A 17,821-nucleotide genomic window follows, 5' to 3' on the forward strand; every position below is an offset into this window, starting at 1 on the left:
CCTGGCGGCGGCCAATGACCGGCTGATCAGCAGCGAGCACGCGGCGGTCGACCAGGTCAGCACCGCTGCCACCGAAATGAGCGCGGCCGTTCATGAAGTGGCACGCAACGCCCAGAACGCCGCCGATGCCGCGCGCTTCGCCGAGGTGCAATCCCGCGAGGGGGCGCAGGTGGTGGGCGCCACCATCAAGGCCATCCGCCAGTTGGCCCAGGAGGTGGAAAGCGCCTCCACCACCATCGGCACCCTGGAGCAGGAGACCGCCAACATCGGCGCCGTGCTGGCGGTGATCAAGGGCATCGCCGACCAGACCAACCTGCTGGCGCTCAACGCGGCCATCGAAGCGGCACGGGCGGGCGAGCAGGGCAGGGGCTTCGCGGTGGTGGCCGACGAGGTGCGTGCCCTGGCCGCGCGCACCCAGGAGTCCACCAAGGACATCCAGCAGATGATCGAGCGCCTGCAGGTGGGCGTGCAGAATGCCGTGCGCGCCATGCATTCCGGCAGCGCCCAGGCCCGTGACAGCGTGGAGCGCGCCGCTGGCGTCGACCAGGCGCTGACGGACACCGGCGATTCGGTGCAGCGCATCAACGACATGGCTGCGCAGATCGCCACCGCCTGCGAGGAGCAAAGCAGCGTCACCGAAGAGATCGCCCGCAACATCAGCGACATTCGCGACCTCTCAACCGAGGCGGCGCACACCTCCGACCAGAGCACCCAGGCGAGCCGTCATCTCTCCGAGCTTTCCAGCGGCCTCGCCAAGCTGGTCGGGCGCTTCCGGGTATGAGTCGCAAGTGCTTGTAACGGAAATGTTTTTAGCAGTTGTAAGTTGGCGAAGAGCCGGTACAATGGCGCGGCTCGCCGATCTGGCGAGCTGCGTTATGGTGGCCCTGCCGGTCCCCCCGCAACGATTACCCGTCAACCTGGTCAGATCCGGAAGGAAGCAGCCACAGCGGGAACATTGTGTGCCGGGGTGTGGCTGGTAGGGTCACCCCCATCTCCCAGCGCTGCAATTCACCGGTAGCGCGACACGATTCTCTCTATCTCTCCCGATGTCCGCATGCGCGCCAGTGCACGCACGATTTCGTTCGCCGGTATCTCCGGTGCATTGCGCACCAGGCAGGCCACGGGCTCTTCCTCCAGTACCGCCACCGCCGCCAAGCGTTCGCTCGCCGGCATGCCGCGGTTGAACCATTTCAGCGCCAGTTCGCTGCTGACCGCGTAGCTGTAGCGCCCAGCACCGAGCTTCTGCAGCACCAGGCCCTGGTTGCGGGCCTCGTCTCGTTGCAGGGTGCCGTCATCGAACCGCTCCTGCAGGCCCGGGTAGGAATAGCCCAGCACGGTGCCCACGCTCTGCGCCGGCAGGCGTTGCGGGTCGACGGGGCTCGCGTTGTCGGGGGCGCTCACCAGCAGGTCACGCTGCACCAGGATCGGCTCGCTCCACAGGTAGTTCACGCCCAGGTCGCCCATCCAGTTGGGGCTCACGTAGCAGCGGACGTCGACATCGCCATGCTCCAGGGCCAGCTGCACGCGGGTACGGGGCAGTACGTTGATCTGCGCCTCGCGCCCGAGTTGCCGGGCCAGGCCCTGGATGATGTCGAAGATGATGCCGCCGGTCAGCTCGTTGCTCTCGATCTGCGCCACCGGCATGGCCCAACTGTCCACTGCGGAGAAGCGCAGGGGAGCCGTTTCGGCGCGAGCCAGCGCACTGGTGATCAGCAACAGGAGGAGCAGCGTTGGACGCATCAAGCACCCTCGAACGGGTATGGCGAGGCATCCACGATGCCCCGTGTCACACCTGTTGAACATAGAGCACTTCGCATCGGATGCAATTTGCGGTTTGCTCCGCTAGCATTAGCCCCTTCCGATTCCCCAGCTGCGACGGTTTTCAATGAGTTATCAGGTTCTTGCACGTAAATGGCGTCCGCGCTCGTTCCGCGAAATGGTCGGCCAGACCCATGTGCTGAAGGCTCTGATCAACGCGCTGGACAACCAGCGCCTGCACCATGCCTACCTGTTCACCGGCACCCGTGGCGTGGGCAAGACCACCATCGCACGCATCCTCGCCAAGTGCCTGAACTGCGAAACCGGCATCAGCTCCACGCCTTGCGGCCAATGTTCGGTGTGCCGCGAGATCGACGAGGGCCGCTTCGTCGACCTGATCGAAGTGGACGCCGCGAGCCGCACCAAGGTCGAAGACACCCGCGAACTGCTGGACAACGTGCAGTACGCGCCGAGCCGTGGCCGCTACAAGGTCTACCTGATCGACGAAGTGCACATGCTCTCCACGCACTCGTTCAACGCCCTGCTCAAGACCCTCGAAGAGCCGCCACCCCACGTCAAGTTCCTGCTGGCCACCACCGACCCGCAGAAGCTGCCCGTCACCATCCTCTCGCGTTGCCTGCAGTTCTCCCTGAAGAACATGCCGCCGGAGCGCGTGGTCGAGCACCTGACCCACGTCCTCGGTGCCGAAAGCGTGCCGTTCGAGCCCGACGCCCTGTGGCTGCTGGGCCGTGCCGCTGACGGCTCGATGCGCGACGCCATGAGCCTCACCGACCAGGCCATTGCCTTCGGTGAGGGCAAGGTCCTCGCTGCCGATGTGCGTGCCATGCTCGGCACCCTCGACCATGGCCAGGTCTATGGCGTGCTCCATGCGCTGCTGCAGGGCGATGCCCGTGGCGTGCTCGAGGCCATCCGCCACCTGGCCGAGCAAGGCCCGGACTGGAGCGGCGTGCTCGCTGAAATCCTCAACGTGCTGCACCGCGTGGCCATTGCCCAGGCGCTGCCGGATGCGGTGGACAACGGCCAGGGCGACCGCGACCGCGTGCTGGCCTTGGCCGAAGCGCTACCCGCCGAAGATGTGCAGTTCTATTACCAGATGGGCCTGATCGGCCGCCGCGACCTGCCATTGGCGCCGGACCCGCGTGGTGGCTTCGAAATGGTGCTGCTGCGCATGCTCGCCTTCCGTCCTGCGGATGCCGACGGCGCCCCGAGGGTCACGCTAAAGGACCCGGGAATCAGCAGGGCCACGGCTGATTCCTCGAACACCCCAGTGGCCGGCGCTGTCGTGGCGCCGGTTGCCCCCGTATCCCCCGTTGCCCCGGTAGCGGCTCCCCAGCCGCCTGTCGTGCCCGTTGTCGCCCCGGCGGTCGTGGCGCCGGGGCAGGCTGCACCCGAGCCGGTGGTTGCCGCCCCTGTGGTAGAGGCCCCGGTCGCCCCCCGCGTGGCTGAAGCGGCTCCTGCTGCTGAAGTGGCGCCGCAGCCTGTAGCCGAGCCTGCCCAGGTCGCCCAGCCTGCTCCCGAGCCCGAGCCCGAGCCCGAGCCCGAGCCCGAACCTGTTGCCCAGGCCGAGGTGATCGACCTGCCCTGGGAAGAGCGTCCCGCCTCGCCGGTCGCCCCTGCCCAGCCCGCAGCCGAGATCGCCGAGCCGGCCGCAGTCGCCGAGATTGTTGAAGCCGTTGCAGTAGTCGAGGCGGTCGAGCCGCCTGCTCCAGTGGTGGAAGCGCCAGCCCCGGTCGTCGAGCCCACTCCCGAGCCGCAGCCCGTTGCCGAGCCCGTGGTTGCGCAACCCCAGGGTACGGAGCTGGTTGTCGCCTCGGATGCGGATGACGACGAGCCGCCGCCCGGCGACTACGACGATTATTACGAGGCGGACGTCGAATCCATCGCCTACATGGATGAACTGCCCGTCGCCGAACCTGAAGCCGCTGCCGTGCCGGAGGTGCTGCCCGCCGCGCAGCCCGCCACGGGGCTTGCCGCCGAGTGGCTGGACCTGTTCCCGCGCCTGGGCATCAGTGGCCTCACCGGCAACATCGCCGCCAACTGCACCCTGGTGTCCGTGGAGGGCGACGTCTGGCGCCTGCACCTGGACCCGGCGCAGAGCGCGCTGTTCAACGCCACCCAGCAGCGCCGTATCAACGACGCGCTTAACCAGTACCACGGGCGTACCCTGGTGCTGGAGGTCGAGGTGCGCAAGCCCGAGCAGGAAACCCCTGCCCAGGCCGCCGCCCGCAAGCGTGCTGCCCGCCAGCGCGATGCCGAGGAATCCATCTCCCTCGACCCGCTGGTACAGAAGATGATCGAACAGTTCGGCGCGAGCGTTCGCCCGGACACCATTGAACCCCTTGACCGCTGAGGACAACCATCATGATGAAGGGTGGCATGGCAGGCCTGATGAAACAGGCCCAACAGATGCAAGAAAAGATGCAGAAGATGCAGGAAGAGCTGGCCAATGCCGAGGTTACCGGCCAGTCCGGTGCCGGCCTGGTGAGCGTGGTGATGACCGGTCGCCATGACGTCAAGCGCGTCACCCTGGACGACAGCCTGATGCAGGAAGACAAGGACATCCTCGAAGACCTGATCGCCGCCGCCGTCAACGATGCCGTGCGCAAGGTCGAGCAGAACAGCCAGGAAAAGATGTCCGGCATGACTGCTGGTATGCAGCTGCCGCCCGGCTTCAAGATGCCTTTCTGATCAAATAGCTTCAAGTGCCAAGCCGCAAGCTTCAAGCAGAAGCGGGTGGCCTGGCACGATTTCCCCGATTCTTTGCAGCTTCCAGCTTCCAGCTTCCAGCTTCCAGCTTCCAGCTTCCAGCTTCCAGCTTTCTTCTTTGAGATTTCTTGATGAGCTTCAGCCCGCTGATCCGCCAACTGATCGATGCCCTGCGCATCCTGCCCGGTGTCGGGCAGAAGACCGCCCAGCGCATGGCGTTGCAGATGCTCGAGCGTGATCGCAGCGGCGGGCTGCGCCTGGCCCAGGCGCTGACCTCGGCAATGGAAGGCGTGGGGCATTGCAAGCAGTGCCGCACCCTCAGCGAGGATGATCTCTGCCCGCAATGCGCTGATCCGCGCCGCGACGATTCGTTGCTGTGCGTGGTGGAAGGGCCGCTGGACGTGTTCGCCGTCGAGCAGACCGGCTATCGCGGCCGTTTCTTCGTGCTCAAGGGCCACCTCTCGCCCCTCGATGGCCTGGGCCCGGAAGCCATCGGCATTCCCGAACTGATGGAACGCGTGGATGCCGGCGCCTTCAGCGAAGTCATCCTCGCCACCAACCCCACGGTGGAAGGCGAAGCCACTGCCCATTACATCGCCCAACTGCTGGCCCCCAAGGGCCTGGTGGCCTCCCGCATCGCCCACGGCGTGCCCCTGGGTGGCGAACTGGAGCTGGTGGACGGCGGCACCCTGACCCACGCCCTGGCCGGTCGCCGGCCCATCGGCCTCTGATCCGGCCTCGCGCGGGAGGCGTCTAGTCCGTCCCCGGATCGCCCGCGGACTGCTCGCAGCTCCACAGTTCAAGCGCCGGTTGGCTCGCCGTTGGTGGGCCGAGCCAGTCACTCAGTGGGCGACAGCGCTGGTTGATGCACAGCAGATAATCCCCCGCTTCTGGGGTGCGACCGACGCGCAGTGGCTGCAAGGGCGGCATCTGCCGTTGGTAATGCCAGCTGCCCTCACGCAGGACGGCGCCCTCGGGAATCTCCATGCCGGCACCGGAGCCCTTGACCCGCGCTTCGCCGAGCAACAACCCCTCGGCGGTGACGCGGTAGTCCTCCTCCCAGCGGATCTTCTCGATGGTGTGGGTCCAGGCCAGGGTGAAGGACGGCACGGGCACCTCCGCCCACACCGCCCCGGCCATGCCCAGGCACAAGCCGATCATGTCGTTTTCGCCCCGGCACGCCGGGCACGCCAGAGGTGCTGGGCGACGAACAGGGCGCTGAGGGCGAAGCCCACCTCATCGCTGATGGGCGTGGCGAGGATCAGGCTGGCACCGGCAGCGAAACCCAGCCCGCGTTCCCACCAGGCCAGGCGGGCGTGCAGGAAGCCGGTGAACGACGCCCCCCAGATGCCGATGGCCAGCACCGCCTTCGCCACCACATACAGCGTCGCCAGCAGGCTGTCGCCCTGCAGCATCAGCGCGGGCGAGTAGACCGCCATGTAGGGAGCGACGAAACCGGCCACGGCGATGCGCACGGCCCACAGGCTGATCTTCAGGCCGCGCTCCTTGGCGATGGGCGCAGCGGCGAAGCAGGCCAGGGCCACCGGCGGGGTGAGGTCGGCCATGATGCCGAAGTAGAAGACGAACATGTGCGAGACCACCAGCGGGACGCCCAGGTCCAGCAGGGCGGGGGCGGCGATCGAACTGGTGATGATGTAGTTGGGAATGGTCGGGATGCCCATGCCCAGCACCAGGCAGGTCAGCATGGTGAGCACCAGCGACAGGAAGAGGTTGTCCTGGCCGATGGCGAGGATGTAGCCGGCAAAGGTGGACGCCACCCCGGTCAGCGACACCACGCCGATGATCACGCCGACCAGGGCACAGGCGATCCCCACCGGGACTGCGTGGCGCGCACCCTCCACCAGGGCGTGCAGGCACAGGGTCAGCGTTTCGCGGCCGCCTTTGACGAACCAGCACGCCGCCACCAGCAGGCCGATGACGCCGAACACCACGCCGATGCCGAGCTGGAAGAAGCCGGCGCAGAGCACGCCCAGGGCGATCCAGAAGGCAAACCGCAGCGCCTTGGACGATACCCGCAGGATGATCGCCGAGCCGAGGATGACCATGGCCGTCAGCGCCAGGCCGACGGTGCCGGAGAACAGCGGCGTGCGGCCGGAGAACAGCAGGTAGATGAGGATCAGCAACGGGATCAGCAGGAACCAGCGCTCCCGCACCGCCTTCCAGGGGTTGGGGCATTCATCCTTCGGCAAGCCCCTAAGGTCCGCACGGCGGGCTTCGAGGTGCACCATCCAGAACACCGAGGCGAAATACAGCAGCGCCGGGATCAGCGCCGCCTTGGCCACCTCGAAGAACGGCACGTTGATGGTCTCGGCCATGATGAAGGCCACGGCGCCCATGATCGGCGGCATGATCTGGCTGCCCATCGACGCGGTCGCCTCGACCCCGCCGGCGAAGGCCGGGCGATAACCGAAGCGCTTCATCAGCGGAATGGTGAACTGGCCCGTGGTGACCACGTTGGCCACGCCGGAGCCGGTGATGGTTCCCATCAGGGCGGACGACACCACCGACACCTTGGCCGGCCCGCCGACCTTGTGGCCGAACAGGCCCATGGCGAAGTCGGTGAACAGCCGGATCATCCCGGCCTGCTCGAGGAAGGCCCCGAAGAGGATGAACAGGAAGATGTAGGTGGCCGAGACATAGGTCGGTGTGCCGTACAGGCCCTCGGTGCCGAACGACAGCTGGTTGACGATCTGGTCGAGGCCGTAGCCCCGGTGCATCAGGTCCCCCGGCAGGTACTGGCCGAGCATGCCGTAGGCCAGGAACAGGGCACAGATGATCGGCAAGGCGATGCCCATGACCCGCCGTGCGGCCTCGAACACCAGCAGGATCAGGCTCAGGCCGACGACCATGTCGCCCGTGGTCAGGTCCCCGGAGCGCTGGATCAGGTCCGCCTCGAACACCCATTGGTAGATCGCCGTGGCCATGCCGGCCAGGCCCAGCAGCCAGGCCAGCGGTTGCCAGGGGCGGCCCTTGCCGAGCCCCGGGTAGCTGATGAACACCAGCAGCAACAGGAAGCCGACGTGCACGGCACGCAGCACCTGGGTCGAGACCGGGTGAAAGGCGGCAGTGACGATCTGGAAGATGGAAAACAGCAGCGCCACGGCAAAAAGCGCCTTTGGCCAGTCGGAAGGACTGGCAGCCAGGCCGTTGTCTTGTTCACTCATGGGGTGAAGCCTCATCACGACATCGATGCAAGAAGCAGAGGCCGGCGCCGCAACGCCGTGCCTCGGTCCGCGTAGCTTTTCGGCTCAGGGCAATGCCGTAACGCTACGCGCCGGGGAAGGCGGAGGGGCGACAGCCCGGGTCCGGTCCGGGCTACAGGGCGCCCACTTCCTTGTAGTAGCGCTCGGCACCGGGGTGCAGGGGGATGGGCAGCTTCTGGGTGGCGTTTTCCAGCTTGATGTCCTTGGCCGCAGAGTGGGCGTTGCCCAGGCGATCCAGGTTCTCGAACATCAGCTTGGTCATCTGGTAGGCCACCTCGTCCGGCACGCCGCTGTGGGTGACCAGGATGTTGGTGATGGCCACGGTGGGGACGTCGGTGTCCTGGCCGTCGTAGGTGCCCGCCGGGATGGTGGCCGCCTGGTAGGCGGCGTTGTCGATCTTCGCCGTGACCTCCGGCGGGATGGCCACGAAGCGGATCTTCATGGTCGAGGCCAGGTCGCGGATGGCCGCCATGCCCAGCCCGGAGGATTGCAGGGTGGCATCGAGCTGGCGGTTCTTGATCAGCTCCACCGACTCTGCATAGGGCAGGAACTCCACCTTGCCCATGTCCTCGTAGGTCAGCCCGGCGGCCTTGAAGATGGCGCGGGCGTTGAGCTCGGTGCCGGACTTCGGCGCGCCGACGGAAATGCGCTTGCCCTTCAGGTCCGCCAGCGAATGGATGCCCGACTCGGCGTTGGCAACGATCTGGATGTAGTTGGGGTAGGTCCCGGCGATGGCGCGGATCTTCTTCAGCGGAGCCTTGAAGCCGGCATCCTCCACGCCGTTCCAGGCGTCGGCGACCGAGTCCCCCAGCGCCAGGGCCAGTTCGCCACGCCCGGCTTGCAGCAGGTTGAGGTTCTCCACCGACGCCTTGGTCGCCTGCACCGACGTCTTCGACCCGGCGATGCCGTTGCTGTACAGCTGGGACAGCGCCACGCCGATCGGGTAGTACACACCGCTGGTGCCGCCGGTCAGTACGTTGATGAAGGTGGGCGCAGCCAAGGCCGCAGTGCTGGCCGTGAAGGCCGCGGCAGCAGCGAACAGGCTGAGTTTCTTGGTCAGTCGCATGGAGGTCTCTCCGTCGTTGTTGGATTTATGCAGAGCTACACCTTAGACGACGTCGGCCGGCCACGAGCAGGCGCGAACATCATCCGCCGCGCAGGAACGCCGGTGCAGCTCACAACGAGGGACAGGGACCGCAAGAGGGCGGCGAAGGCAGGCCTCCGGCGTGCTGCCGGGGGATGGGCGTCTATACGCGTGCTGACCTCTTGTCGTTGTCATGACTGCGGTATCGGCAGTATCGAGCGCGGCAACCCAGCCGATACTGCAGGTGCCTTGCCAGCCATCGCAACGTCTGCAGCACGGCTTGTGGAGTCAGAGGAACGTGATTGGCTGGGGGGAAACTGTCTATCGGCTGTCTCTGGTACGCATGAATCCGCTCGCCAGGAGCGCGGCCGAGTGCGGGGGGGGGCATGGCGGAGCGCCCCCTCCAGGTACGCCCCACGCAAGCCAGTGAGGGACGCGCGGCTACGGCGCTCCCACCTCAACACGCACAGGGGATGCCGTGACCGATGGCAGCGGCGTCAGTCGCCGTGGTCAGGCTCAGCCCCTCGTCCAGCCAGCCGGTGACGCCGCCGAGCATCTCCTTCACCGCGAAGTCCAGCCCGGCCAGGCGCACGGCGGCGCGGTGCACGCCGTTGCAGTGGGGGCCTGCGCAGTAGACGACGAACAGCGTGTCACGCGGGTAGCGGGCCATGAATTCGGCGGTCATCAGCCGATGGGGGATGTTGATCGCGCCCGGCACATGGCCGGCGGCGTAGGCTGCTTCGCCACGCACATCGACCAGCACGTAGTCGACCTCGCCGGCCTGCTGGCTGGCGTTCACGTCCGAGCAATCGGTCTCGAAGGCCAGGCGCTGGGTGAAATGGGCCAGGGCCGCATGGGGAGCGGCGGCAGGGAACTGGCTGACGAGGCTGGGCATGATGGTTCTCCATCGGTTGGGTTGATGGCGCCACTGTATCCAGCGCCTTTCCTGCTCTACAGTGGCGGGCAGGACAGCGACTGGTAAGTTTCCGCCAAATGAACGACGACCCCGGCCTGGTGGCCATCCTCGCCTACGACGGCCTGTGCACCTTCGAATTCGGCATCGCCGTGGAGATCTTTGGCCTGCCTCGGGCCGAGTTCGATTTCCCCTGGTACCGCCATTGCATCGTCGGCCTGGACGAGGGCCCCATGCGCGCCATGGGTGGCATCCAGGTGCTCGCCGACGGCGGGCTGGAGCGCCTGGCCGAGGCCCGCACCCTTGTTATCCCCGGCTGGCGTGACCGTGCCGAGGCACCGCCCGAGCGGCTGCTGGACGCGCTGCGCGAGGCCCATGCGCGCGGGGCGCGGCTGGTGTCCATCTGTTCCGGCGTTTTCGTCCTTGCCGCCAGCGGCTTGCTGGACGGCCAGCGCGCCACCACCCACTGGCGCTACGCCGAGGAACTGGCGCAGCGCTTTCCGGCCGTCGAGGTGGACCCCGAGGTGCTCTACGTCGACGCCGGGCAACTGATCAGCTCGGCGGGCAGCGCCGCCGGCATCGACGCCTGCCTGCACCTGGTGGCGCGGGACTTCGGCACCCAGGTGGCCAATACCGTGGCGCGGCGCCTGGTGATGTCGCCCCAGCGCGCCGGCGGCCAGGCGCAGTTCATCCCCGCACCGGTGGCCCGGGCGCCGCGCAACGACCTGTCGGCGCTGATGCACTGGGCCCGGCAGAATCTGCAGCAACCGCTGGAGGTGAGCCAACTGGCACGTCGTGTGGCCATGAGCGAGCGCACCTTCCTGCGGCGCTTCAGCGAAGCCACCGGCATGACGCCCAAGGCTTGGCTGCAGCACGAGCGCCTGGCCCGTGCCCGTGAGCTGCTGGAAAGCGGCGTCGACGGCAGCGAACGCATCGCCGAGCTGTGCGGCTTCCGCTCGGTGGAAAGCTTCCGCGTGGCTTTCCGCAACGCCGTCGGGTTGCCGCCTTCGGCCTACCGGGAGCGCTTCGGCGCGGCGCATACGTCCTGATCGATGGCGCTTGTCTCGCCTTGAAAACCAAGCAAGCGCTCGGTAAGTTTCTCTGACTTTCTCAGGGAGCTCCGCCATGTCCGCTTGCCAGGAATACTTCGACGAATCCCATCAACTGGTGCGCGACTCGGTGCGCCGCTTCGTCGAGCGGGAAATCCTCCCGCACATCGGCGACTGGGAGGAGGCCGAGGAATTCCCCCGCGAGCTCTACCTCAAGGCTGGCGCCGCCGGCATTCTCGGCATCGGCTACCCGGAGCAGTACGGCGGCAGCCACGAAGGCGACCTGTTCGCCAAGGTGGCGGCCAGCGAGGAACTGATGCGCAGCGGCTCCGGCGGCCTGGTGGCCGGGCTGGGCTCCCTGGACATCGGCCTGCCGCCGCTGGTCAAGTGGGGCCGCCCCGAGCTGCGCGAACGCATCGCGCCCCAGGTACTGGCCGGCGAGAAGATCATGGCCCTGGCCATCACCGAACCCTCTGGCGGCTCCGACGTCGCCAGCCTCAAGACCCGCGCCGTGCGCGAGGGCGATTTCTACCGCGTCAACGGCAGCAAGACCTTCATCACCAGCGGCGTGCGTGCCGACTACTACACGGTGGCGGTGCGCACCGGTGGCGATGGCTTCGGCGGTGTCAGCCTGCTGCTCATCGAGAAGGGCACCCCAGGCTTCAGCGTGGGCCGCAAGCTGAAGAAGATGGGCTGGTGGGCCTCCGACACCGCCGAACTGTTCTTCGAGGATTGCCGGGTGCCGGCGGCCAACCTGATCGGTGTCGAGAACATGGGCTTCGCCTGCATCATGGCCAACTTCCAGTCCGAGCGCCTCGCCCTGGCCATCATGGCCAACATGACGGCGCAACTGGCACTGGAGGAGTCCCTGGCCTGGGCGAGGGAGCGCGAGGCCTTCGGCAAGCCCATCGGCAAGTTCCAGGTGCTCAAGCACCGCCTGGCCGAGATGGCCACGCAAGTGGAGGTGTCGCGCGAGTTCACCTACCGCCAGGCGGCGAAGATGGCCGCCGGCAAGAGCGTGATCAAGGAAATCTCCATGGCCAAGAACTTCGCCACCGACATCGCCGATCGCCTCACCTACGATGCCGTGCAGATGCTCGGCGGCATGGGCTACATGCGCGAGAGCCTGGTGGAGCGCCTGTACCGTGACAACCGCATTCTCTCCATTGGCGGCGGCTCGCGGGAGATCATGAACGAGATCATCAGCAAGCAGATGGGGCTCTGACCCCGCTCGCGCGAGGCGCCCATCGGGTGGCCTTGCGCAAGGCCCTGCGCCTCGTTATATGATGATCGAAATTCAAATCGGGCCCGCGGGCCGAGCGAGAAGGAAAAGCGCCATGAGCGAATCGAGCCGAGAAGAGAAGCTGCAGGCCTGGCTGGAGGCCGAGCGCGCCATGTGGGCGCGGCTGAAGCCCGGCACCCTGGGCATGTCCGAGGTGGTGCAACTGAGCCCGCGCGAATTCTTCGACGGCATCGGCCGGGGCGACCTGCCCTCGCCACCGATAGGTGAACTGATGGGCTTCGTGCCCATCGAATGGTCGGAGGAGCGCTTCGTGTTCCAGGGCGTTCCGGATGCCCGTCACTACAATCCCCTGGGCACCGTGCATGGCGGCTATGCGGCGACCCTGCTGGATTCCTGCATGGGCTGCGCCATCCATATGCACGTCAAGCCGGGGCAGGGTTACACCACCACCGACCTGCGCATCAGCTACGTGCGGGCCATGACCGTGGACACCGGACCGGTGAGGGCGGAAGGGCGCATCATCCACGTGGGCCGCTCGACCGCACTGGCCGAAGGCCGCATCTATGACGTGGACGGGAAGCTCTATGCCACCGGCTCCACGACCTGCTTGATACTTGGAGGAAAATGATGAACTCGCAACGAATCGTCGTCACCGGCATGGGGCTGGTCTCGCCCCTGGGCTGCGGCGTGGAAACCGCCTGGCAGCGCCTGCAGGCGGGTCGCTCGGGCCTGCGTGCCCTGCCCGAAGACACCGTGCGGGATCTTGCGACCAAGGTCGGCGGCAGCGTGCCGACGCGGGAAGAAGACCCCGAGGGTGGCTTCGATCCCGACAGTGCGGCGGCACCGAAGGAGCAGAAGAAGATGGACCGCTTCATCCTCTTCGCCCTGGCCGCCGCCGATGAAGCCTTGCAGCAGGCCGGCTGGGTCGCCGACAGCGATGAGAAGAAGGCCCGCACCGCCACGGTGATCGGCTCCGGCATCGGCGGCTTCGGTGCTATCGCCGACGCCGTGCGCACCACCGATAGCCGGGGGCCGCGACGCCTGTCGCCTTTCACCATTCCCTCCTTCCTGGTCAACCTGGCCGCTGGGCACGTGTCCATCCGCCATGGCTTCCAGGGCCCCATCGGTGCCCCGGTGACCGCCTGCGCGGCGAGCGTGCAGGCCATCGGCGATGCGGCGCGGATGATCCGTGCCGGCGAAGTGGATATCGCCCTGTGCGGCGGCGCCGAGGCTTCGATCGACCGCGTGGCGCTGGCCGGTTTCGCGGCGGCGCGGGCGCTGTCCACCGATTTCAGCGAGCACCCGGAACAGGCCTCGCGACCCTTCGACAGCCGTCGCGACGGCTTCGTCATGGGCGAAGGCGCCGGCATGCTGGTGATCGAGTCCCTCGACCACGCCCTGGCCCGTGGCGCCACGCCCATCGCCGAGCTGGTGGGCTACGGCACCAGTGCCGATGCCTATCACCTCACCGCCGGGCCGGAGGATGGCAGCGGCGCCCAGCGCGCCATGCGCACCGCCATCGCCCAGGCCGGTATCGAGCCGCGGCAGATCCAGCACCTCAACGCCCACGCCACGTCCACCCCGGTGGGCGACAAGGGGGAGCTGGCGGCGATCAAGGCGGTGTTCGGCGAGGAGGGCGGGGTGGCCGTATCCGCCACCAAGTCCGCCACCGGGCACCTGCTCGGCGCTGCCGGTGGGCTGGAAGCGATCTTCACCGTACTGGCCATCCGCGACCAGGTGGCACCGCCGACCCTGAACCTGGAGCAACCGGATGAGGATGCCGCCGGGGTGGATATTGTCCATGGCGCGGCACGGCCGATGACCATCAACTACGCGCTGTCCAATGGCTTCGGTTTCGGCGGGGTGAATGCCAGCGTGCTGTTCCGACGCTGGATGGGGTAAGCCGAGCGGCCCTTGCGGCCGCTCCCGTTACATCGAAGCGGCAGGCTCAGACCTTGCCGCTTTTTTCTTCCAGGCGCGCTGTCAGGTTGGCGCAGGCATCGTCGAGAATGCGCTTGGACAGGGCCTCGTCCGCCACGCTGCGGGACAGGCTCAGCGCGCCGACCATGGTGGCGACCATCGCCATCGCTTCCTGCGGGTCGCCCGTTTCCTTCTCGATCATCCTCAGCAGGTTGCCCACCACCTCGTCGCTGATGGGGCTGGCCTGGCCGCGCTGGCCCAGCTCGGACGACATGGTCGGCAGCGGGCAGCCGGCATCCGGGTGGTCGCGGTGTTCCGGGGACAGGTAGCGCTTGAACAAGGTCTTCAGCGGCTCCGGCTTGGACAGCACCTTGGCCCACTGGCCGCTGGCGTCGTTGGCCGCCGCGCGCAGGGCTTCCTGCACCAGGGCGTCCTTGGATTTGAAGTGGGCGTAGAAGCCGCCGTGGGTCAGGCCCAGCGCCTTCATCAGCGGCTGCAGGCCGGTGGCGTCGATACCGTCCGCGCGAAAGCGGCGGGAGGCTTCGGCGATGATGCGTTTGTGGGTTTCGGCTTTGTGGTCTTCCGAGTAGCGCATGGCAATGGCCTCAACTTCCGGGCGTTAGTATGGCGATTGTAATTCCACATTCACCGCCTGTATGCAGTCAGCGTCGCGCGAGTGCCGGTGGCCGACGGAAGGGGAGGTGCGAGCGCACCTCCCCGGCGCCTCACTCGACGCTTTCCAGCAGCGTGGCCACGCCCTGGCCGCCACCGATGCACTGGGTGGCGATGGCGTAGCGGCCGCCGGTGCGCTTGAGCAGCGAAGCGGCCTTGCCGGTGATGCGCGCGCCGGTGGCGCCCAGCGGGTGCCCGATAGCCATGCCGCCGCCGTCGAGGTTGACCTTGGCGATGTCGATGTCCAGCTCGCGGATGCAGGCCAGCGCCTGGCTGGCGAAGGCTTCGTTGATCTCGAACAGGTCGATGTCGTTCACCGACAGGCCGCTGCGCTGCAGCAGCTTGCGGGTGGCGTGCAGCGGGCCCATGCCCATCACCTCCGGCGCGCAGCCGACCACGGCCACCGCCTTGATGCGCGCGAGGATGTCCAGCTTCCAGCGCCGGGCGAACGCCTCGGTGCAGACGAACACCGCCGCCGCGCCATCGGTCAGCGGCGAGGCGGTGCCGGCGGTCACGCTGCCACCGAACGCCGGCTTCAGTTGGGCCAGGGCCTCGGCGTTGGTGCCGGGGCGAATGCAACCGTCTTCGGTAACCGGGCCGTCGGGCGTCTCGATGGTGATGATCTCGTCCTGCAGCAGGCCGCGCAGGCGTGCATCGGCGGCCTTCTCGTGGGACTGCACGGCCATCGCCTCCTGGTCCACGCGGCTGATGGCGTAGCGCTCGGCGACGATCTCGGCGGTGTGGCCCATGGGGATATAGGCCTGGATCTCGCCGCTGGTCAGGCGCGGGTTGGGCGAGATATTGAAGCCGCCCATGGGCACGCGGGTCATGGATTCCACGCCGCCACAGATGAAGGCCTCACCGGCGCCGAGCTGGATCTGCCCGGCGGCGAAGTGGATGGAGGTCATGGACGAGCCGCAGAAGCGGTTCACCGTGGCCCCGGCCACGCTCTGCGGCAGGCCAGCGAGGAAGCCGACGATGCGTGCCAGGTTCATGCCCTGCTCGGCCTCGGGGTAGGCGCAGCCGAGGATCAGGTCTTCGATCTCGTTGGGGTCGATGTCCAGGCGATCCACCAGCCCCTTCACGACCTGGCCGGCAAGGTCGTCCGGGCGGATGTTGATCAGCCCGCCCTTCTTGGCGAAGTGGAAGGGCGAGCGGGCGAAACCGGCGATGACGATGGATTGCATATCTCGTGTCCTTGCGTGGTAGAGCCGGGCGGAGCCGGCGGGAGCGCCAGGGTGAGAGAGCGATACGACGGGCGCATGCTTAGGATGATATGCATAATTCAAACGCTTGTATATTACGGGTGTAATCCAATCGTCGGATCGCTACAGGCAGGGATAGCTCAGGCGTGATCCCGGCGTGCCAGCCCAATCAGCGCCACCAGCGTCAACCCGATCAGGACCGTCGCGAATCCCGTTGCGGTCGCCACCAGGCCGAAGTGGCGAGCCATCACACCCGCCAGCAGCGCCGGTACACAGAACGCCAGGTAGCTGATCACGTAGTAGGTGGCCATCAGCCCCGCGCGCTCATGGGCATGGGCCAGCGGCATCACGCTGCGCAGCGCGCCGAGGAACCCTGAACCGAAGCCACCCCCAGCCACCAGCGAGGCGAGCAGGAACAGCCACAGCCAGCCGGCCTGCACGGCCACCAGCATGGCGCTCACTCCGATCAGCAGCAGGGTGGTGGCGATGCGCAGCACCTGCTGCGCGGTGTGCTGGCGCAGCCACAGGATCGACAGCGCGCCGCTCAGGGTCAGCGCCGTTACCGCCAGCCCACCCACCAACGCCGAGTTGGAGCCGGTGGCTGTGCGGATCAACGACGGCGCGAGGGACAGGTAGAAACCGCCCAGGGACCAGACCGCGACGTTCACCGGCAGCGTGCGCCACAGCGCGCCCCGGGCCTGGGGCGGCACCCGCAGGGTCGGACGCAGCGAGGCGAGGGCGCCCGGGCGGCGCGAGATGGATTCCGGCAGCCACCACAGCAGCAGCGCCTGGGCGGCGAACACCAGCAGCAGGACCAGGTAGACCAGGTGCAAAGGCCAGGGCGCCCATTCCACCAGCATCCCGCAACCCAGGGCGCCACAGGCCATGCCCAGCTGCGGCGCCACGCTGTTGAACAGCGGCCCGCGTTCGGGGTTGCGATCCAGCAGCGCCGCACCCAGCACGCTGGTGGCCATCCCAGTGGCGAAGCCCTGCATCACCCGCGCCGCCAGCAGCCAGGCGACGCCATCGGCCTCGATGAACAGCGCCATCGCCAGCATCTCCAGCAACAGCGCGGCGAGGATCACCGGCCGCCGGCCCAGGTAATCGGACAGCTTGCCCAGGGTGAGCAGTGCCGCCAGCAGGCTGAAGGCATAGATGGCGAAGACCAGCGTCAGCATCGCCGGGCTGAAGGCCCAATGCGCCTGGTACACCGGGTAGAGCGGGGTGGGCGCGCTGGACGCGGCCAGGAAGCTCAGCAGCGTGCTCGCCAGCAGGGCGATGCCGCTGCGGGCGTGACGCTGGTCGAGGCAGGTATCGGCGATCTGGACCATCATGGGCTCACTAAAGCTAAGACATTGCGTTTGCGCAGTCTGCGCGCAGTAATTCCTTAACGCAAATTCTTTGTGATAAGGTCCGCCGCCATGGCCATCAAAGAAAACCGCCGCACTGGCGGGCGCAGCGCCCGGGTGCAGGAATCCATCCACACCGCCGTGCGCGCACTGCTCGACGAGCGCGACCGCGCCGACCTCACCGTCCCGCAGATCGCCGCCCGCGCCGGCGTCACACCGTCCACCATCTACCGCCGCTGGGGCGACCTCTCGGCGCTGCTGGCCGACGTCGCCCTGGAGCGCATGCTCCCCAGCGAACCCCAGGACACCGGCACCCTAGCCGGCGACCTGCACGCCTGGGCCGAGCAATACCTCGACGAGATGAGCTCCGAACTCGGTCGCACCCTGATCCGCGACGTCGTCTCCGACCTCGCCGGCGACTACCCCGGCCAATGCGCCGACCTCGTCCGCTGCCAGCTGCAGCTCATCCTCGACCGCGCCGCCCACCGCGGCGAAGCGGCCCCCAGCGCCGATCAACTGGTCGACGCCGTGGTCGCCCCGATGATCTACCGCATCCTCTTCGCCCCCCAAGCCCCCAGCGCCGAGCAGGTGAGGGCATGGGTAGACGGAGCGTTGAGCGTTTCCAAACCCCGGAAATGAACAAGGCCCCGTAAGGGGCCTTGTCGTTTACTCAGCGG

16 protein-coding genes, 1 other RNA gene and 1 pseudogene are annotated in these 17,821 nt (G+C 67.4%); 10 read left to right on the forward strand and 8 right to left on the reverse strand.

Translation table 11 applies throughout. The annotated features are described in order from the left end of the window. Positions 1 to 187: 187 nt before the first annotated feature. A pseudogene (locus tag PI990_RS31555) lies at positions 188 to 781 on the forward strand (methyl-accepting chemotaxis protein); the annotation flags it as partial. A 104-nt stretch (positions 782 to 885) separates the two neighbouring features. Beyond that, positions 886 to 982, forward strand: an RNA gene (ffs, locus tag PI990_RS11920) — signal recognition particle sRNA small type. A 26-nt stretch (positions 983 to 1,008) separates the two neighbouring features. Here the strand turns inward: ffs and PI990_RS11925 are convergent. Beyond that, positions 1,009 to 1,740 carry a substrate-binding periplasmic protein gene (locus tag PI990_RS11925; protein WP_271660720.1) on the reverse strand — a complete coding sequence of 244 codons (732 nt, stop codon included), beginning with the start codon at positions 1,738 to 1,740 and terminating at the stop codon, positions 1,009 to 1,011. A 145-nt stretch (positions 1,741 to 1,885) separates the two neighbouring features. On the opposite strand from PI990_RS11925, the gene dnaX reads away from it, so the two are divergent. The 3 genes from dnaX (at position 1,886) to recR (ending at position 5,216) form a co-directional block, all read left to right on the forward strand. Next, on the forward strand, positions 1,886 to 4,129 hold the full coding sequence (gene dnaX, locus PI990_RS11930; protein ID WP_271660721.1) for a DNA polymerase III subunit gamma/tau: 2,244 nt from the start codon (positions 1,886 to 1,888) through the stop codon (positions 4,127 to 4,129). Positions 4,130 to 4,140: 11 nt separating this feature from the next. Further along, positions 4,141 to 4,467 (forward strand): YbaB/EbfC family nucleoid-associated protein, encoded by a 327-nt coding sequence (locus PI990_RS11935; RefSeq protein WP_021222150.1) that lies wholly within the window; start codon positions 4,141 to 4,143, stop codon positions 4,465 to 4,467. A 149-nt stretch (positions 4,468 to 4,616) separates the two neighbouring features. After that, positions 4,617 to 5,216 carry a recombination mediator RecR gene (gene recR / locus PI990_RS11940; RefSeq protein ID WP_021222149.1) on the forward strand — a complete coding sequence of 200 codons (600 nt, stop codon included), beginning with the start codon at positions 4,617 to 4,619 and terminating at the stop codon, positions 5,214 to 5,216. Between the two features lie 22 nt (positions 5,217 to 5,238). Here the strand turns inward: recR and PI990_RS11945 are convergent, their stop codons facing one another. The 4 genes from PI990_RS11945 to PI990_RS11960 form a co-directional block, all read right to left on the reverse strand. Continuing rightward, positions 5,239 to 5,646 (reverse strand): DUF1850 domain-containing protein, encoded by a 408-nt coding sequence (locus PI990_RS11945; protein WP_184489463.1) that lies wholly within the window; start codon positions 5,644 to 5,646, stop codon positions 5,239 to 5,241. Next, on the reverse strand, positions 5,643 to 7,670 hold the full coding sequence (locus tag PI990_RS11950; RefSeq protein WP_271660722.1) for a TRAP transporter permease: 2,028 nt from the start codon (positions 7,668 to 7,670) through the stop codon (positions 5,643 to 5,645). Before PI990_RS11950 ends, PI990_RS11945 begins: the two co-directional genes overlap by 4 nt. Before the next feature lie 151 nt (positions 7,671 to 7,821). Further along, complete coding sequence (locus tag PI990_RS11955; protein ID WP_184489461.1) at positions 7,822 to 8,775, reverse strand: TAXI family TRAP transporter solute-binding subunit; 954 nt, start codon at positions 8,773 to 8,775, stop codon at positions 7,822 to 7,824. A gap of 475 nt (positions 8,776 to 9,250) precedes the next feature. Continuing rightward, positions 9,251 to 9,688: a rhodanese-like domain-containing protein gene (locus PI990_RS11960; RefSeq protein ID WP_271660723.1), complete on the reverse strand. Its 438-nt coding sequence runs from the start codon at positions 9,686 to 9,688 to the stop codon at positions 9,251 to 9,253. Between the two features lie 98 nt (positions 9,689 to 9,786). Here PI990_RS11960 and ftrA point away from each other — a divergent pair, with 98 nt between their 5' ends. From ftrA to fabF, 4 genes are all read left to right on the forward strand, one after another. Further along, entirely contained in the window at positions 9,787 to 10,755 is a 969-nt protein-coding gene (ftrA, locus tag PI990_RS11965) for a transcriptional regulator FtrA (protein WP_271660724.1), read from the forward strand. 76 nt (positions 10,756 to 10,831) lie between these two features. Continuing rightward, positions 10,832 to 11,980 carry an acyl-CoA dehydrogenase family protein gene (locus tag PI990_RS11970; protein ID WP_271660725.1) on the forward strand — a complete coding sequence of 383 codons (1,149 nt, stop codon included), beginning with the start codon at positions 10,832 to 10,834 and terminating at the stop codon, positions 11,978 to 11,980. 112 nt (positions 11,981 to 12,092) lie between these two features. Continuing rightward, a complete protein-coding gene (locus tag PI990_RS11975) occupies positions 12,093 to 12,626 on the forward strand; it encodes a PaaI family thioesterase (RefSeq protein WP_271660726.1) in 534 nt (177 codons plus the stop codon). Continuing rightward, positions 12,626 to 13,900 (forward strand): beta-ketoacyl-ACP synthase II, encoded by a 1,275-nt coding sequence (fabF, locus tag PI990_RS11980; RefSeq protein WP_271660727.1) that lies wholly within the window; start codon positions 12,626 to 12,628, stop codon positions 13,898 to 13,900. Before PI990_RS11975 ends, fabF begins: the two co-directional genes overlap by 1 nt. Positions 13,901 to 13,946: 46 nt before the next feature. Here the strand turns inward: fabF and PI990_RS11985 are convergent, their stop codons facing one another. The 3 genes from PI990_RS11985 to PI990_RS11995 form a co-directional block, all read right to left on the reverse strand. Further along, the gene (locus PI990_RS11985) at positions 13,947 to 14,513 is read right to left on the reverse strand and encodes a TetR/AcrR family transcriptional regulator (RefSeq protein WP_271660728.1); all 567 of its coding nucleotides are present in this window, start codon (positions 14,511 to 14,513) and stop codon (positions 13,947 to 13,949) included. Between the two features lie 130 nt (positions 14,514 to 14,643). Beyond that, positions 14,644 to 15,777 (reverse strand): thiolase family protein, encoded by a 1,134-nt coding sequence (locus tag PI990_RS11990; RefSeq protein ID WP_184489455.1) that lies wholly within the window; start codon positions 15,775 to 15,777, stop codon positions 14,644 to 14,646. A gap of 158 nt (positions 15,778 to 15,935) precedes the next feature. Beyond that, positions 15,936 to 17,126, reverse strand: a complete 1,191-nt coding sequence (locus PI990_RS11995; protein ID WP_271661293.1) for an MFS transporter — start codon at positions 17,124 to 17,126, stop codon at positions 15,936 to 15,938. Positions 17,127 to 17,216: 90 nt separating this feature from the next. Between PI990_RS11995 and PI990_RS12000 the strand changes: the two genes are divergently transcribed. Beyond that, positions 17,217 to 17,783, forward strand: coding sequence for a TetR/AcrR family transcriptional regulator (locus tag PI990_RS12000; protein WP_271660729.1), 567 nt, complete (start codon positions 17,217 to 17,219; stop codon positions 17,781 to 17,783). Positions 17,784 to 17,821: the final 38 nt, after the last annotated feature.

The sequence above is a fragment of the Pseudomonas sp. TUM22785 genome, from assembly GCF_028198105.1.
Lineage (GTDB): Bacteria > Pseudomonadota > Gammaproteobacteria > Pseudomonadales > Pseudomonadaceae > Metapseudomonas > Metapseudomonas solani.